Source organism: Dysgonomonas sp. UBA7630 (assembly GCF_002483985.1).
In the GTDB taxonomy this organism is placed as follows: domain Bacteria; phylum Bacteroidota; class Bacteroidia; order Bacteroidales; family Dysgonomonadaceae; genus Dysgonomonas.
Genome location: NZ_DLIY01000020.1, coordinates 73,387 through 90,878, shown reverse-complemented (window position 1 = coordinate 90,878; position 17,492 = coordinate 73,387). Strand labels below are relative to the sequence as shown.

The window sequence follows — 17,492 nt, the reverse complement described above, 5'->3', positions numbered from 1 at the left end:
CCGAAACAAAGAGTTTATAATTCAAACTAAAAATTAACCTAATACTACCTCTATTTTATTCACCGAACCGGCAGGCTGTAGCGGAATAATGTTTCCAGACAAAGCCTTTCCGTTAACTGTTATACTTTTTACTCCTCGATTCACTCCTGTATTTTTAATATCGATGAGATAAGTTGCATCTCTGAATTTGCGTGTCACCTCAAAGCCTTTCCAATCGGAAGGAATACAAGGATTTATTTCCAATCCATTATAATCCGGCTTGATACCCAGAATAAATTGGGTGATCGCATAATAATTCCATGCTGCCGTACCGGTTAACCAAGAGTTCTTAGCTTCACCCGGCTTGAATGCATCTTTCCCGGCAATCATCTGAGAATATACATAAGGCTCTACTTTATGCAATTCTGATATTTCTTCGGTATAAGAAGGGCATATCTTGCGGTAATATTCCCATGCATAGTCGCCTCGTCCCAAGATGGTTTCGGCAATCATGATCCAGGGATTATTGTGGCAGAAAATACCTGCATTTTCTTTATAGCCGGCAGGATAAGAAGAAATCTCTCCGTATTCGACTACATATTCTGTAAACGCCGGATTATTCAACACAATACCATTAGGTGTATCCAGATATTTTTTGACAGAATCCAGCGATTTTTCTACCATGCCTTCTTCCAGCCCCACTTTTGCCATCGCACACCAACCTTGCGACTCAATAAATATCTTTCCTTCCTTATTTTCATTACTACCGATTTTCTTTCCGTAATAATCATAGGCACGAAGATACCAATTACCATCCCATCCATGCATCTTAACGGCTTCGATCATAGAGTCGATATAACCCTGTGCTCGGTCAGCTTCCTGATTATTTCCTATCTGACGGCAAAGCGTTACATAGTCCTGACCACAAACAATAAACAGTCCGGCGATCATCAAAGATTCGGCTTTAGATCCTTCCGTTTTGTTTTCAGTCGTCTGGAATGACTCATTCGGATCCCACGAAAAACAATTTAGATTCAAACAATCGTTCCAGTCGGCACGCCCGATAAGAGGCAGTAAGTGAGGTCCCAAGTTTTCGATCACGTGATTGAATGAAACAGTCAAGTGGTGAAACAGTGATTTCTCTGTTCCCGCCTGATTGTCGAAAGGAACAGCCTCGTCTAATATAGAGAAGTCTCCCGTCTCTTTCAGATAGGCGACTGTTCCAAAAATAAGCCACATCGGATCGTCGTTAAAACCACCGCCGATATCATTGTTCCCTCGCTTGGTAAGTGGCTGATACTGGTGATAACAACCGCCATCACTAAACTGTGTAGATGCAATATCGATAATACGCTGACGGCCACGTGTGGGAATTTGGTGAACGAAACCAACCAAATCCTGATTGGAGTCGCGGAATCCCATACCTCGCCCGATTCCCGATTCAAAGAAAGATGCAGAGCGAGAAAAATTAAACGTAACCATACATTGGTATTGGTTCCAAATATTGACCATGCGGTCTAATTTTTCTTCATTGCTCTTTAGCACATAGCTGCTTAACAAATTATTCCAATAGGTTTTTAATTCATCAAATGCAGCCTGTACTTTTGCAACCGTATCGAACTTAGCAATAGTCTCTTTTGCTTTGCTCTTATTGATAACACCTTTCGATTCCCATTTATCCTCGCGGTTTTCGTATTCTACATAACCCAATACGAATATCAGTTCTTTCGTTTCGCCGGGTTGCAATTCTATTTCGAGGTAATGCGATGCTATAGGCGACCAACCGTGAGCCACAGAGTTGGAAGGCTTTCCCGCCATCACAGCTTGTGGATCACGAAACTCATTATACAAACCGATGAATGATTCCCTGTCGGTATCAAACCCTTGTATCGGAGCATTTACGCTATAGTAAGCATAATGGTTTCTACGCTCTTTGTATTCTGTTTTATGATAAATGACAGAGTCTTCTATTTCTACTTCTCCTGTAGAGAAATTACGCTGAAAGTTTTCCATGTCGGTAGCAGCATTCCATAAGCACCACTCGGCAAAAGAAAACAGTTTGAATCGTTTGGTTTCTGTCGACTTGTTTGTCAACTTCACTTTCTGAACTTCCGCCCATGTCTTCAGGGGCACAAAGAAAAGTACTTCTGCTTCTATTCCGTTTTTCTCCCCGGTAATGGTCGTATAACTCATTCCGTGGCGGCATTCATATTTATCGAGTTCGGTTTTGCAAGGCTTCCACCCCGGCGACCAAACAGTTCCGCCATCGTTGATATAAAAATAGCGTCCGCCATTATCCATAGGGACATTGTTGTAGCGATAACGAGTAATACGGCGAAACTTAGCATCTTTATAAAAAGAGTAACCTCCGGCGGTATTTGATATCAAAGAGAAGAAATCTTCATTACCCAGATAGTTGATCCATGGCCATGGCGTCTGAGGATTTGTAATCACATATTCCCGACGCTGATCGTCAAAATATCCAAACTTCATATTTTAATTTTAAGCATTATTTTAAATCGAAATGTTCTATCATCTCCATACACATACGCCCATTATGATACGGGCATTTCCAGAACCCTGCCTTATCATCTTTTTGATTGATTGTTCCGTCTTCCTTTCGGCTCCAATACCATTCGCCACTCTCTTGGTCTACGATCTGATTGCGAATATAATTCCATATCCGTGCAGCCTTCTCTTTATATGTTATGTCCTTAGAGTTTTTGTACGCATACATATATCCTACTACAGATTCTGCCTGTACCCACCAATGACGGTCGCCATCTATGTGATTCCCATCCTTTTCGTATATCATACTGCCTTCTGCCTGCAAACCTTCGGATGCTGCATCCGCTATTTCCAATGATATATTTTTGATTTCGGCAAGTAAGCCTCTATCGCCCAATACATCAGCAGCTTCGAACAACAACCATGAGGCTTCGATATCGTGTCCGTAGGATATGGCTGTAGACTTCACATTCCACTCTTCGTCGAAAAAGAGATTCAGATGGTTTGTTTTCTTATCCAATATACGCTCGGTGAAAATACCAATCAATCTTTTCTGGGCTGCTTTAAGCTGCTCATTGTCCCACACCCGGCACAGATTGGTATATGGTTCCAAAACGTGCAGATGTGTATTCATTGTTTTCTTTTCATTGGCATCCTTATCACTCAGACGCATATCTTCAATAGGCTTCCAATCCTGAGTATAGGCTTCGAGATAGCCGCCCAATTCACTATCATGACATTTCTCTATCAGATAGAAGAATTCTTTTGCCAATTCAAGAGCCTGCTTGTTTCCTGTTGCACGATAAAACTCCGAGAAACCGTATAGCATAAACCCTTGCACATAGGTTTGTTTTTTTGTACTTACAGGATTTCCTTTATAATCGAGCTCCCAATATACTCCGCCGTATTCCCTATCAAGAAAATATGCAGTAATATAATCGAAAGCCCGTTGAGCCATATCGAGGTATTCCTTCTTCTTCAATATGCGGTATGCAGAAGAAAAAGTCCACAGTATACGGGCATTTAGTATAGCACCCTTATTTGCTTCAGGGTGCAATGTGTTATTACAATCTATCTGTCCGTAGAAACCTCCATGCTCTGTATCCTGTATCTTATCGATCCAGAAAGCCAATATGTTATTCTCCAGTTCGTTTTTGAAACCGTTCATAGATCAATCTTTTTGGGCACGTTTAGCATCCAGTTCGGCAGTTATTTCTTTTACTTTCTTTTCAGAAAGGGGATAAGCCATCATTCCAAGGAAAGCAATAATACAACAAATAGCAGGAAGGATACTTATCATAAGTCGCTCTCCAAAAATAGTATCCATACTTTGCTGAGCAATATGCGGATTGTATTTGAATATGGATAAAATCCATCCGGTAAGAGCTGCACCTAATGCCCAGCCTAATTTTTGGGACATAGAAGACGATGAGAAAATCAGCCCTGAAGCACGACGGTTCGTTTTCAGTTCCTGATAATCTACAATATCAGCAAACATGCTCCAAAGAAGAGGTAGAACATAACCTGCACAAAGAGATATTAATGTTTGTAGCAATAATATCCAGCCTAACTCATTAGGTATAAAATAGAACACTACACTTAACGCTGCGGCTCCCGCCATAGCCAACATATATGTTCTTTTTTTTCCGTATTTGGAGGATAAAACAGGAGCTAGAATAACACCTACAAGATTGGCAGCCTGACCAACAAGAAAGTAAATAGTCGTCATATCCCAACCTGTAACCGGCATTTTATATGCAAACTGTACGTAGTCTCTAAAATAGTAAATGGCTACACCATCGCGAACAGCATTAAACAACAAAGCAGCAAGCCCTGTGCCTACCAATATCCACCAAGGCGCATTATGAAACAGATTTTTTAAATCCTGCTTTACAGAAGTATTTTCATCTTCATTAACAGGTTCTACACGTTCGCGCGTCCATCTGAAACAAAAGATGAACAGAATAGTACATAACACCCCAATAGAAGCTACGGCTAACGTCCAACCAATAGGAGATGTACTTACAGATGTTTCGGTTACCGCTTTCGTAACATCTACAGCCGCTTTGCCCTCGAGACTAGCAAACATATCAACCAATGGCTGCAACAACATAAAGGTTATAAAACTACCAATAAAAGCAAACGACATACGGTACGAAGAAAGAATATTCCGTTCTTGCGGATTAGATGACATCACACCCAATAATGAAGCATAAGGCACATTTATCAGTGAGTATACAATCATCATCAGGGAATAAGTGATATAAGCATAAACGAGTTTCCCTGTTGATCCGAAATCGGGAACAAAGAATGTTATAACTCCCATTACGGAGAATGGCACAGCAAACCAAAGTAAATATGGGCGATATCTTCCCCAACGGGTCTTAGTACGGTCGGCAGCTATACCAACGAATAAGTCAAATACCGAATCCCACAGGCGGGCAACCAGAAACATAGTTCCTGCCGCTGCTGCTGTTATACCAAAAACATCTGTGTAAAAGAACAAAGAGTACATGCCGAATATCTTCCAAAACATGGAAGAGGCCATATCTCCAAATCCGTAGCCGATTTTCTCTTTTAAAGTAACTGTTGTTGTTTTCATGGTGGATAATAGGTTGTTTCAAAAGTAAGATCACTCTATCAAAGTGTTATCCTCTTTGTCACGCCGAACAAACCGGAAGTTCTCCATTACATCCGGCATGACAAAAAGATAGTGAAAAATACCCTCGAAACATTTAGTATTATTATTTTAATTCTAGATTTTTCTTAATCAAAGCCGACAATGTCTGTACCGATGTAGCCGAACGATAGCCGTCTGGCGCTGTATTGAAACAGTAATCAACCAAGCGATCTACAGAAGATACTGCCACATGCATACGTGTGTCGCAAGAAGCATAATACAGATATACCGTACCATCGTCGTCCGCTATCCAACCATTCGTAAATAATACATTAGACACGTCTCCTACCCTTTCTTCATCTATCGGAGCCATTAAGTGTCCTGCAGGTTCTGCTATCAACTTATCGGGCTGCTCCAAGTCAGTCATGTAAAGATACAATACATATCTTAATCCCGCAGCACAGGCACGCACTCCATGTGCAAGGTGAAGCCAACCTTTTGATGTTTTTATAGGATGTGGCCCTTCTCCATTTTTCAATTCCTTGATGGTATGATAATAACGGAAATTGATTATTTTTTCTTCTTTTACCTCTGCATTGGCAATATCATCTATCAGTGCCCAACCGATTCCGCCACCACTACCGGCATCGATAAATCCGTCTTGAGGGCGTGTATAAAGTGCATATTTTCCGTTTACAAATTCGGGATGTAAAACAACATTACGCTGCTGACTCTTTGTTTTCAGATCAGGCAGACGCTCCCAATTGATCAGATCTTTTGTACGCGCAATACCTGCTGCAGCTACAGCTGAAGACAAATCTCCGGCTGGCGCTTTCGGGTCTTTCCTTTCGGAACAGAACACACCATAAACCCACCCATCTTGGTGAGCGGTAAGGCGCATATCGTAAACATTTGTATCAGGGTTCTCTGTTTCAGGCATAGCAATAGGATAATCCCAAAAGCGGAAATTATCTATACCATTCGGACTTTCGGCTATTGCAAAGAACGATTTACGATCATTGCCTTCTACACGTACAGCCATTATATATTTCCCATTCCACTTGATTGCTCCGGCATTGAATGTTCCGTTTATTCCAAAACGTTCCATAAAATAAGGGTTGGTTTGGGGATTGAGATCATAACGCCAGAAGACAGGAGCATGACCGGCTGTTAATACAGGATTTTTATATCGTTCGAAAATACCATTTCCCGGTAATATTGGTTCATTTTTTAATGTAACTAAATTCTCGTATTCTGCTGTAACAGCGTTAAGACGTGTATTGAAAATGTTGCTCATCACTTGATTTTTAAGAGGTTCAACCTGATTCTGTTTTATTAGAATTACTTTATAATTTGTGTTTTAGCTTCTATTTAGTATTTAACTTATCTGCATATTCTTTTATTAATTTGATTGTTGAATCTGTATCAAACACAGAGTTCAAACCTTGCTCTTCTTGCGCCGGATCTCCTACATAGTCGTCCCACGGTTTCCAAAATTCATGCGCCGGACGTCCCAATCCACCCCATGCCCAGAAATTACAACCTGCGATATTTCCTTTATCCTTAGAAGCTGTTACTATGTATTCAAAGATATTGGCATAGTATTTATCACGGGCTGTAACAGGATCATCCAAGGTATATTTATGATTGTCGCGAGGAAAGCCAAACTCTTCGATTGTCATCGGCTTATTCAGTTTTTTTGCCACAGCCAAATGCTCAGAGATATATTCATCTGTTCTCACGATTGCCGTATCTACCGATTCTTTAATCTTGGTTATATCGATCCAACTCCAGTTTTTAGGCCAAATATGTATTGTCAGATAATCGACATTCGGATCTGCATGTATCTCTTCATAAAGATTCATATCTCCTTCCGAACCCATAAGTCCTTCGTTTCCGATAGATATTAGATGATTAGAGTCTAGGGAACGTATCAATGCTGTTGTTTCTTTGAGCCATTTCTTAAAAGCAGGTTTACCTTCGTCACTAAACACACGCGGCTCGTTTCCCACCTGCCACGACATAAGTGCTGTATCTTCGGTATATTTTTTTCCTGTATATTTATTTGTACGAGAAACGACATGCTTTACATGATTGAGAAACATTGTATGGCAACTGTCGCAATCGGCATATTGTGCCACATGCTTAACAAATACAGGCCAGTCATAAACTCCTTTTTCGGGAACATTTCTTTTTCCTGACCATTCGAGGTACTGACCATAACCGCCACTCCACTCCCAGCTATTATTTAGGTAGAGAACAGCATGCATATTGCGTTTTCCCAACTCTGCCATGAAGAAGTCTAGTCCATCGAAGATAGTATCGTTGTATACACCGGGTGCTGTTTGCAACGTTGGCCTCACTTTTACAGCTTGTCCGGCAACACCATCTGCACCGACTAGTACACGCAAGTTATTGATACCATTTTCTTTCATGAAGTCGAGTTCTTTCAACAAGCGTTCACGGTTTCCTCCTTCTCCGGTAGAGCCTAATATTGCGCCATACCAGTAGTTTGTACCAATAAAATAATACGGATTGTCGCCTATTACAAAGTGACCATCTTTTTGTTTTACAAAAGCAGATTCCGACATGGTTGTACTTTTCTTACTGTTACAAGAAAAAAGACTTAGAACTGTGATCGTAAAAAGAATTAGTTTCTTCATTATTATTTTACGTTTAATTTTTCTTTGATAAATGCTTTCGAAGCATCATTATACTCTTTGCCAACACTGTGAGCAAACTCAGGGAATGCCATCCAGCGTTTTTCAGATTTTACCTGATTGTAAGCCGCAAAATTTATGTGAGGCGGGCAAACATTATCCTGAACTCCAATCCCCATAATAAGAGGACATTCAATCCACTGAGCCAGATTCTTGATATCAAAATAAGTAAGAAGTGAATAAACGTCTTCCCATTTAGCCTCGGGATGTGTTGTCATATAATTATCAAAATCGCTTTTAGGCCAAGGCGCTATTTTGAAATAATCAGGGTAATCGGATAAGAAAGGAATACTGGGTGCTGCTACTTTTACGCGTTTGTCGAGAGCCGCAGCCACAAATGAAAGTGCACCACCTTGACTACCTCCTCTTACAGCAATCTTTTCGGCGTCTATCTCTGGTCGGCTGCAAACAAAATCAAGTGCCCTTACTACATCTAAGAATGCCCCTCGATAATAATAATTATCTTTATTATCGAGCCCGTATGTAATCCATGTTCCAAAACGATTTGTGGGCTGATTTAATGCTTGTCCTCTGATCGATAAAACAAAGTATGCAAATCCATCCCACCACTGATTTGGAGGATAAGGTTGTGAACCATACCCCATATATTCTACAATCACGGGATGCTTACCTTCTCTTTTAGGCTTAGCATAATATCCTCTTATCAGCTCATTACCAAAAGAACGCATTTCAACCAAATAGACATCGTAATCTATTTTCGAATACTGGGGAACAAGTGTCAATTTATAATCCGGCGCAACTTTTGCAAGCTCTTTCAAGTTGTTATCCCAAAATGCTTTAAAATCATCTTTTGCATCGAGAGGCGAGTTAATCTTTTCGGGTTCGAAGCCGACATTAAACTTTTTCTCACAGGCTATTGTATCGTTGCGTCTGAACTGGACGGTATATCTGTAAAACCCGGGATTTGGATTATCGAAGCTAAAGAACTTGGATATTGAAGCTTTTCCGTCTATTTCTATATCCATAGAGTCAGCCTTTAGCGGTTGATAATCGTCTGTTGTGAGCGTTACCATCAATCGTCCTTGTACTGCCCATTTGTTCTTATTATCGATATTTACCTTTATTTGAACAGGACTAGGAGCCATAAATATATAATCGGAGTCCGCCACCTGAACATTTAAGGCTAATTTATCTTTTGTTTCAGCGGTAGAGATCGATAGAGCAGCCCCTTGGAGGAAGCCACCGACATTCCAACCATCATGAAACTTAATCGCAATCAGATTTTCTCCTGTAAGATCAATATCTTCTTCGGGAACAAAATAGTTTCGTTCATTGTCAAAGTAGCCTCTATAGTCTTGCGGAAATTCGCCCGTTTTACCTACAAGCTTACCATTAAAGTAAACCTCATCGGTAGCAGCCAAACGTCCGAGATGAAGCATAATTCCACCTTTATTCTTTATGGCATTGACTAAGACATCCGACATTTGTATTCTTTTACGATACCAACCAAAGCCGTTATCTAAATTGATGTTTTGATCTTTTAAGGATTTAGACGACAACACTTCTTGCCATGCAGTATCATTGTAGTCTACATTCATCCAAAGACTATCGACTCCTTCTCCGGCATGAAATTTCCAATCGGCAGAAAATGATTCGGAAACGATCGGGTCGAGATTTTCTTTTACCGCTTGCTTGCAGGATAAAACAAGAAAGAAAGTGATTACGGATAAGAAATATATGGTATATTTTTTCATGGTCCTTTAGCTATGATTCTATTTAATGATAGATAGTACAAATTTATAATTGTCGGCATCTTATTACAAATACTTTTTTAATCAATTATAATACTTTTTTGGGCATTTTACAGCGCCTACAAACTAAACATTATTCGCTTATTAGACATATAAATAAGAATATTCAATAGACAGTATGGAGAATACCGACATCCATACAAAGAATAATACTTTTTTAATCTTTCGTTACAACTCACTGTTCTTTTTACTGTAGTGCGGCCTTTACTATTTTACCCCATTCTTTCAAATCGGTATCCTTCCAGCCGGTAGCAGGAGATGTAGAATCTTTAATCATCGAACATGTTTCGTTTTTATCTGCGATAGACCATGCAACCCAACTTATCTGATGTTGTTTCATCCAGTTCAACCAATTGTTCCATTCTGTTTTGTTTATAGCACCATCACCCGATGCTTCCATTCCTGCACACTCCGACACAAAAATCGGAAGTCCTTTTCCAATGGCATAATCAGCCCTATCACGTAAATATTGCTTATGTGTTGCAGCATAGAAATGTAGTGTATACATGATATTATCATATCCTTCGATCGGATTATCTGCAGCCAGATGTATATCCTGATCCCAATGAGGTGTACCTACCAATATTACGTTCTTAGTATCTATCGCTCGAATCGTTTTAATTATTTCTTCCGAGTATGCTTTTACTGTTTCCCAAGAATCTTCTACCGGCTCATTGAATATTTCGTATATTATATTCGGGTAGCCTTTGTATTTATTGGCAGTCCTTGTAAAAAATTCCTTGGCTTCCTGTGTCTTTATCCCATGACTATGCCAGTCTACAATAACATACATTCCATTTTCGATAGCCGCATCAACAACGTTATCGAGGCATTCGTTCGCTTTTTGAGGGTTGGTTATGTATGCTCCTTCGGGTTCAACCCCGATTGCTGCACGCACCAGATTACAATTCCAATCCGATTTGAGCCATGCTACAGTAGACTCATTATAGAAGCGCGGCCACCAATTATGCCACCCAAAGCTTACCCCCTTGAGAGCTATTGTCTTGCCGTCCTTATCTACCAATGAAGTACCTTTTACTGAAAGTTGACCATGCTGCTCTACAAAAGTCTGAGCAATTATCTGATCTGCATTGTCTCCGCTACATCCGACAAACAGGAAAAACAGTAGAATGTAAGCCTTGTAAAAATTCTTAATCATAACTCTCTATATTTTGTGAAAAAACTCTCCTTGCCCTAAAACAAGGAGAGAGTTAATATTCATTCTTATATTATTTTATGCTCGGAACCTGGTCACGAGTAATCACATAAGTTTGCTTCATTGCATCTTTCCACCATTCGTCAGTAGCATGTTTGCTACCGCTATCAGCTTTTCCATACCATGGCATAAACCAGGCCCAGCGTGCCCCCGCACTCCATTGTTCGGATAGAAGGCCAACTGTTCCACATTCGGAAAGGGCAATCACCTTATGCCCATAGCGAGCAAACTCCGATTGGTATATAGATACACAATCGCTTGTATTCTTACTATATAAATCACGACCAATGATATCTACATACTCATCGCCCGGATACCAGCTACTATCGTCAGACTCGCTTGTCCACACCCAGATCAGGTTGTTTACACCCTGCGATTTGAAATAGTCGAACATGGCAATCCAAAGTTTTTTGCAAGAATCAGCATCTTTACCCCACCAGAACCAACCGCCGGCAGCTTCGTGGAATGGACGCCAGATCACAGCAATCCCTTCCGATTGCAATTGTTTTAATGAAGTAGCTACCTTTGCAAGATCGGCCTTAAAGACTTCATTTTCGCGTGTTCCTTCAACTGTAGCCTTGGCTGCATCGAAGTATGTATCAGCTTTGTAAAAAGCATAATCTCCATTTGAATCGGCAGGTATCAGATAAACAGCTGTTACAGTGTAATCATGTCCGCTTATGATAAGACCCGAAGACTTTAATTTAGTTAGGATAGCATCTGTTATTTTCATCTCATAATAATCGCCGCTGATAGAAAAATATTCGTAACCATCGGCAATCTGTCCCCAGTCGCTACCTTTTAGTGAGCCTTGAGCTCCTGATGCCACGTCTTTGATTGCAACACGGATAATGTCGTTAACCTTCGCTGATGCAAACCCCTCAAGAGCTGACGCATCAGTAAGCTGTACATTGCCCGACCAATCGGAAGGCATAGCTACATTACCATTCCATAACCTAGCCGATACGGGAACATTCCAATGCCACATAATAGAAACCAATCCACCTGCATCCCACCAGTTTTTTACAGGCGAAATATCGCTATAGTCAATCCAGTTGCTAGGAGAATATGGCAGATGCACATAATCGAAAGTATTTAATGCCGGGTATTTTCCTGTAAGTGTATGAACAGCTTCTGCCTCTTCTACATTCCAGTTTACATTAGCCATTGTACCGGAGATAACTTTTTGTTTATAGCTTTCTACCAAAAACTGATACACCTTCTTTGCCTGAGCTGTAGCATTCGGATTACAAAGCGTAGCTGTTATAACAGGATCGGCCTTCGTTGTAAAGCTGATGGTTGTTTCGGGTGCTTCTTTATAAGTAGGTCCAAGTACAACACCTGCAGGTACAACTAGTTTGTAAGTCTTTCCTTTTTCCAATCCGGTAGCTTTAATCGTTACCTGGCTTAACTTGAATGAAACATCCGTTATAGTAGCCCCCTCTAAAGTAATCTTTTCGTGTCCGGCTTTAGGACAGAATATATTCTGATCATAATTCAGAACAATAGTTATGTCACCTTCAGGCAAATCTGTTGTTCCATCAGCAGGTGTACTACTTGCTAATTGGGGAATGCCCGGATCGCCGATAACCGGATCATCTATATCGGTACAGGCAGTCATTAGGATAACCCCCAATAGGATATAAAAAATATTTAGTGCTATTTTTTTCATAATATATCTTTTTGTAAAGAGCTTGCCTAATGTAAATTCAGATTAGGCAAGCCTTTATTTAAATATTACCGACCAGTTATAATAGAAACCTTAGAAATAACAAGATGCTCTCCTTGAATAATAATTGCTGTAGTTGACCAACCATCGTTAGCTCCTAATATATTGTCAAGGAATGGTTGAGTTAATTCCATCTCATAATATGTTAAACTTGTATCAGTAAATACAGGTGTATCCCACGTTGCCCAGTTTGCATTATTAATCTGCAATTGTCCATATCCGGTAACTGTAAAATAGAATTTAAGTATTGCTCCGGCTTTTATTCCATCAAAAGATTCCTTATACAGACGAAATGCACCTCCAGCACCTTCACCCGCCCAAGATCCAAGGTCACGTGTTTCATTCATTATCACAGTTTCTACTATCCCCGAAGAGATAATACGTATTGTATAAGTCACTTCTCCGTTAGATGAGATCAGCTTAAATGCTGTATTTCCATTAGCATTACTTGGAACAAGTATACTAAGAGTAGAACCTTGCAAAATATACTGTGTATTATTTCCGTTTACCTGCACATTGGTCAGTTTATCCGCATTCTGAACATCTACTTTCAAAATAGTACCCGACTTGATTTCCTCATCTGAACCCGGAAGAACAGGTATATAACAGAAGTCTGGTTTAGTCACTGTCAAAACGGAGCCCTTTACAGTCTCTCCATTTTTCATTGTTAATGTCAGTTCTCCTGTCTCTGCATCTACCGGGGCTTTTATCACCAAGTCAGTAGAAGATGTTGGAGTAACTTCAACAACTTTGTTTCCTCCAAATGTTACAGATGTAACAAGATCTAGATTCTTACCTTTTATTGTAAATTCATTACCAGCAGCGACAGAAGATGGATTGTATGACAATATCTCAGGTTTTAACGTAGTAATTTTTACTGATACAGTTTTTCCACTAGCGGTATTTAGAATAAGATCTCCTGTTTTGGCATTAGTTGGAGTAGTTACTTTTATTTCCGTTGCACTCTTCGATATAGGTGTTACAGCCTCTGATACTCCTGGGAATAATGCTGTAGTAACCAAATCCATATTAACCCCTTTGATCGAAATGACACTACCATCCTTTATGCCTGTAGCAGGAGTAGCCACCAAATCCGTTGGCACAGCGACACCTATATTAGCTATAGCTACATGCACGCCCGAGTAAGCAACCATTACAATAGCGCCATCGGTGATACCTTCAGGCAGAGTAAATGCCAATACGTCATCTTTTATTGCATGAGCCACAGGCGCTCCATCAGGAAGCTGTACTGACTCTACCAGATCAAGATTCTGACCTATTGTAGAAACTACATCTCCGGGTTTTTTATTTGTAAGATCCAATACCTTTTCTACAGAAGGGAGAACTACTTGCAATTCTGTTTCTGATTTCAATTCCACCGGAATAGCAGCTGTGTCAGCCAAAATAATAATACCGGTCTGTGCTTCGCGAGGAACAACGACTTCAATCTTTTTACGCTCCCATGTCAAAAAATCTTTATAAGATACTTCCACATTATCAGAAAAGACTACTTTCTGAATCAAATTCAGATAATCACCTTCTATTGTTAGAGTCTGACCTGCCTTGACAGGAGATGGTGCAAACTTCGTAATAGATATAGGCTCTGTATATTTAAGCAACGTTTTGGTAGTTATTTCTAAACCTGAAGCAACAAGTTTAACATAGCCTTCTTTAGCATCCTGAGGAATGGTAATCTTTATTTTTTCTTTACTTACCACTTCTATATCAGTAACCTCAATACCTTCGGGAAGAATTACACTTGTTACTTTATCAAGGTTTTTCCCTATAAAGGTAAGCTCGCTACCACGTAGAGCCGGACTTGGGCCAAAAGCTTCAAGAACCACAGCGCCCGAACCATTGTCATCATCGTTAGAACATGCCGAGAATGTAACTGCAAAAATTACCAGCATTACTAAAACGACTTTACCATATATATTATTCAATATCATATTCTTATAATTTTAGCAATTATCATTGAGCTTTAACAACACGTACATTATCAATATGGAATGTAGGGTTACAAGGTGTACCCGTTACTCCTCCTCCATTAACAAATAATGTAATACCGGAGTAATGTCCTGCAGCATTTACCTTATTCAGGTTAGTACCATCTTTGCTATATTTAAAATCTGTCATTGGTATGGTTACCGTAACCCAACCATTACTTACATAAGTGCCTGTATCTGCCCATGGAATCCACAATGCCCGAGGATAATTACTATTTGACAAATAAGCATTATTAGGGTTACCACCGGTAGGACCACCTTCCTGCCAATTCATCCAAACATCTGAAGCTCCTGTAAAAATAATTTGAAGAGCAGCAGCAGACCATACGTCAGGTATATTTACCTCAAATTTTAAAACATATTTATCAAGGGCACCTGCATCAAAGAAATCAGGATCGGTAGTACGATATGTCCAGCGTTCATAACCAAATTTGCTATCATCCCATTTGTCATCATCCATTTCTCCTGTAAATATCAGATACTGTCCACAACCTGTTAATCCACCGTCAGTACTATATCCTGATCCGGCATGCCATCCATGATGATATCCACCATCAGCAAACTTTGTATCAAAATCTAGAATGATATTTCTATAATCTCTAAAATAGAATGGACTTTCAGTTGTACCATATACAGATGTAACTTTTACAGGTCCGGGCTTAGCACCTACAGGAACTTTTACTGCTATATTATCTAAATCATGGCTCACAACCTCACCTTGCAATCCTCCTTCAAAAGTTACAGTCAAAGGGTTGGCGTCTTCATGAATAAAATAAAGACCATGAATATAAGCAACATTGCCATCATCAACATATTCACATGTCATGGATTTAGGTGCAGGTGCAGGAACTTTTGTTTCGAAAGTATAATAGCAAGAGTCATTATTTGTATATAACTTAATCAAATCTTGCTTCTCTCCAGGAATACCTGAAGGTATATTAACAATAATAGTATTGTCCGTCACAAAATTCGGGTTTAACTTGGCTTTCTGATCATTAAAATAAACCTTATTAACTTTCGACAAGTTTTCTCCAATAATGGCAATCTGAGTACCCAAATATCCGCTTGTCAATAAAGAATCAGAAATAGTTGCGTCGCATGGTCGTATGTATCTAACGACCGGAGTACCTCCTCCCGAGCCGCCTTTATCGTCATCATCCGAGCACGAATTGAATGAGACAAGAGCAAGTAATACAATAGCTATATTTAAAATATATTTTTTCATAATCTAGTCTTACTTAAAAGTTAAAATGCATAATCAACCGGTTCCTGAGTTATACTTGGTGTCTTTGTTACTGTTTCCGCAGGAACAGGCAACACAAGATTTTTTTCTGTAATAGTTATAGTTCCTACATTTTTATCAAGATAGAATATAGAACCTTTACCCGAAGAATCATCGCTCGGATCGAGAGGAGTAAACCCTCCGTGATGTGCATTGCTGGCATTACGTTCTTGCCATGTATAACTACCATTAGAAATATATTGACGTTCACGCTTCATTCCATTCAAATAAGAAAGAGCCTTATTCATATCCCTATAGCTCATCCGTTTAATGTCAAGGAAGTTGACACCTTCAAGAGCAAATTCGACACGACGTTCTTTGATCAACTGATCGTAAGTAATAGAAGTGGCTTTTGTAGAAAATCCGGCACGTTCACGTACCTTATCATATACGGTCAATGCCAAAGCGTCGGTAGTAGATGTACCCGAGCCGATACATGCCTCAACATAACACAGATATACATCTGCCAAACGGAGTAAATAAATATTATTACCTGCATCCTGATTGGATGTTCCTGCAACTCCGTCACAATCGGAATTAGCTCCGATTACATATTTCCTTACATGTGCCAACATACCATTTGATGTTTCGGTAGACTCATCTTGCGAAAAATTATGATAAGTATATCCACCGCCACCCAAATTTGAGTAACTGTCACCGTTGCGCATGTATGTATAATAACGACGGGCATCATTCGAATCAAAAGCTTCTTGCAAACTAAGAGTCGGCCCCTTACCTGCTCCCCAAGATGAACCTAAAGTTATCAATGCATTACGAGACAAAGAGACATTGCGTCCGTTACCGTATCCATAACCATCGTTTGTACATTGTATAGCAAACAAAGACTCTGAAGAGTTGTTTCCTTTTGGATAAAACATTGTAGAAAGGTCTGAATATAATTTCAGCCCACTATCATTAATTACCTCAGCTGCGTAAGATTTAGCTTTGGCAAAATTATCGGATGATGATGCATCAGAAAGGTGAGAAGCCATCGTTAGATGAAGCTTTGCCAACATACCTATAGCTGTATATTTTGAGCATCTACCGGTCTGAAATGGAGTTGAAGGAAGATTGTCTTTAGCAAATTCGAGATCCTGACGGATAAATTCGTAAACACTTGCTTGCTTATGGCGAATCACCTGACCTCCGGAGATATTATTATTTGTTATAATCGGAACATCTTGCCAATACTCTGTTAACCAATAATAAGCAATAGCACGAATACAACGAGCCTCGCCAAGAGCACGATTTATTACCGTTTCCGAAACTCCATTAGATCTTGCTGCCGCAGGCATACCATTGATAACATTGTTACAGTACGAAACCACACGGTAAAGTCCATTCCAACCCTGAGTAAGGAAGGAATTTCCATTCTGAAAAGTCATATAATAAAATTGACCTTCCTGATCGTAAGTATAATAAAGGTCTCCGGCAAGCTCATCTCCTGCCATCCACATAAAATTCATTCCAAAGTCTTGCCAGACAAACGCAGCATACAGAGAGGCAGAGTTGGCATTAACGGCAGACTCTGATGTGTAATATGTCTCCAGCACCTGCTCTGACTCAGGAACTATAGTCAAGAAATCATTACAAGATGTAGCACCCAGGATAATGGATGAAAGACAAATTGATTTGATTATATTTTTAATATTCTTCATGT

11 protein-coding genes are annotated in these 17,492 nt (G+C 39.8%); all 11 read right to left on the bottom strand.

Annotated features, from left to right (window positions below; translation table 11 throughout):
* Window positions 1-33: 33 nt before the first annotated feature.
* Window positions 34-2,472 carry a GH36-type glycosyl hydrolase domain-containing protein gene (locus tag B3P17_RS08805; protein ID WP_252636891.1) on the bottom strand — a complete coding sequence of 813 codons (2,439 nt, stop codon included), beginning with the start codon at window positions 2,470-2,472 and terminating at the stop codon, window positions 34-36.
* Window positions 2,473-2,488: 16 nt separating this feature from the next.
* The gene (locus B3P17_RS08800) at window positions 2,489-3,655 is read right to left on the bottom strand and encodes an AGE family epimerase/isomerase (RefSeq protein WP_252636893.1); all 1,167 of its coding nucleotides are present in this window, start codon (window positions 3,653-3,655) and stop codon (window positions 2,489-2,491) included.
* A 3-nt stretch (window positions 3,656-3,658) separates the two neighbouring features.
* On the bottom strand, window positions 3,659-5,089 hold the full coding sequence (locus tag B3P17_RS08795; RefSeq protein WP_252636894.1) for an MFS transporter: 1,431 nt from the start codon (window positions 5,087-5,089) through the stop codon (window positions 3,659-3,661).
* A 142-nt stretch (window positions 5,090-5,231) separates the two neighbouring features.
* Window positions 5,232-6,404 (bottom strand): glycosidase, encoded by a 1,173-nt coding sequence (locus B3P17_RS08790; RefSeq protein ID WP_252636895.1) that lies wholly within the window; start codon window positions 6,402-6,404, stop codon window positions 5,232-5,234.
* Window positions 6,405-6,474: 70 nt separating this feature from the next.
* Window positions 6,475-7,770: a glycoside hydrolase 5 family protein gene (locus tag B3P17_RS08785; protein WP_291105128.1), complete on the bottom strand. Its 1,296-nt coding sequence runs from the start codon at window positions 7,768-7,770 to the stop codon at window positions 6,475-6,477.
* Window positions 7,771-7,772: 2 nt separating this feature from the next.
* Window positions 7,773-9,542 (bottom strand): acetylxylan esterase, encoded by a 1,770-nt coding sequence (locus B3P17_RS08780; protein WP_252636897.1) that lies wholly within the window; start codon window positions 9,540-9,542, stop codon window positions 7,773-7,775.
* A gap of 244 nt (window positions 9,543-9,786) precedes the next feature.
* Window positions 9,787-10,758: a glycoside hydrolase family 5 protein gene (locus tag B3P17_RS08775; protein ID WP_252636898.1), complete on the bottom strand. Its 972-nt coding sequence runs from the start codon at window positions 10,756-10,758 to the stop codon at window positions 9,787-9,789.
* A gap of 70 nt (window positions 10,759-10,828) precedes the next feature.
* Window positions 10,829-12,487, bottom strand: a complete 1,659-nt coding sequence (locus tag B3P17_RS08770) for a glycosyl hydrolase (RefSeq protein ID WP_252636899.1) — start codon at window positions 12,485-12,487, stop codon at window positions 10,829-10,831.
* A gap of 65 nt (window positions 12,488-12,552) precedes the next feature.
* Window positions 12,553-14,493 (bottom strand): IPT/TIG domain-containing protein, encoded by a 1,941-nt coding sequence (locus B3P17_RS08765; RefSeq protein WP_252636900.1) that lies wholly within the window; start codon window positions 14,491-14,493, stop codon window positions 12,553-12,555.
* 22 nt (window positions 14,494-14,515) lie between these two features.
* Entirely contained in the window at window positions 14,516-15,775 is a 1,260-nt protein-coding gene (locus tag B3P17_RS08760) for a glycan-binding surface protein (protein ID WP_252636901.1), read from the bottom strand.
* Between the two features lie 20 nt (window positions 15,776-15,795).
* Window positions 15,796-17,490 carry a RagB/SusD family nutrient uptake outer membrane protein gene (locus B3P17_RS08755; RefSeq protein WP_291105121.1) on the bottom strand — a complete coding sequence of 565 codons (1,695 nt, stop codon included), beginning with the start codon at window positions 17,488-17,490 and terminating at the stop codon, window positions 15,796-15,798.
* Between the last annotated feature and the right edge of the window lie 2 nt (window positions 17,491-17,492).

Bases quoted from the DNA above. Each gene is read 5' to 3' on its own strand.
- B3P17_RS08790 (WP_252636895.1), bottom strand. From the start codon at position 6,404: ATGAGCAACATTTTCAATACACGTCTTAACGCTGTTACAGCAGAATAC.
- B3P17_RS08795 (WP_252636894.1), bottom strand. From the start codon at position 5,089: ATGAAAACAACAACAGTTACTTTAAAAGAGAAAATCGGCTACGGATTT.
- B3P17_RS08775 (WP_252636898.1), bottom strand. From the start codon at position 10,758: ATGATTAAGAATTTTTACAAGGCTTACATTCTACTGTTTTTCCTGTTT.
- B3P17_RS08770 (WP_252636899.1), bottom strand. From the start codon at position 12,487: ATGAAAAAAATAGCACTAAATATTTTTTATATCCTATTGGGGGTTATC.
- B3P17_RS08785 (WP_291105128.1), bottom strand. From the start codon at position 7,770: ATGAAGAAACTAATTCTTTTTACGATCACAGTTCTAAGTCTTTTTTCT.
- B3P17_RS08780 (WP_252636897.1), bottom strand. From the start codon at position 9,542: ATGAAAAAATATACCATATATTTCTTATCCGTAATCACTTTCTTTCTT.
- B3P17_RS08765 (WP_252636900.1), bottom strand. From the start codon at position 14,493: ATGATATTGAATAATATATATGGTAAAGTCGTTTTAGTAATGCTGGTA.
- B3P17_RS08755 (WP_291105121.1), bottom strand. From the start codon at position 17,490: ATGAAGAATATTAAAAATATAATCAAATCAATTTGTCTTTCATCCATT.
- B3P17_RS08805 (WP_252636891.1), bottom strand. From the start codon at position 2,472: ATGAAGTTTGGATATTTTGACGATCAGCGTCGGGAATATGTGATTACA.
- B3P17_RS08760 (WP_252636901.1), bottom strand. From the start codon at position 15,775: ATGAAAAAATATATTTTAAATATAGCTATTGTATTACTTGCTCTTGTC.
- B3P17_RS08800 (WP_252636893.1), bottom strand. From the start codon at position 3,655: ATGAACGGTTTCAAAAACGAACTGGAGAATAACATATTGGCTTTCTGG.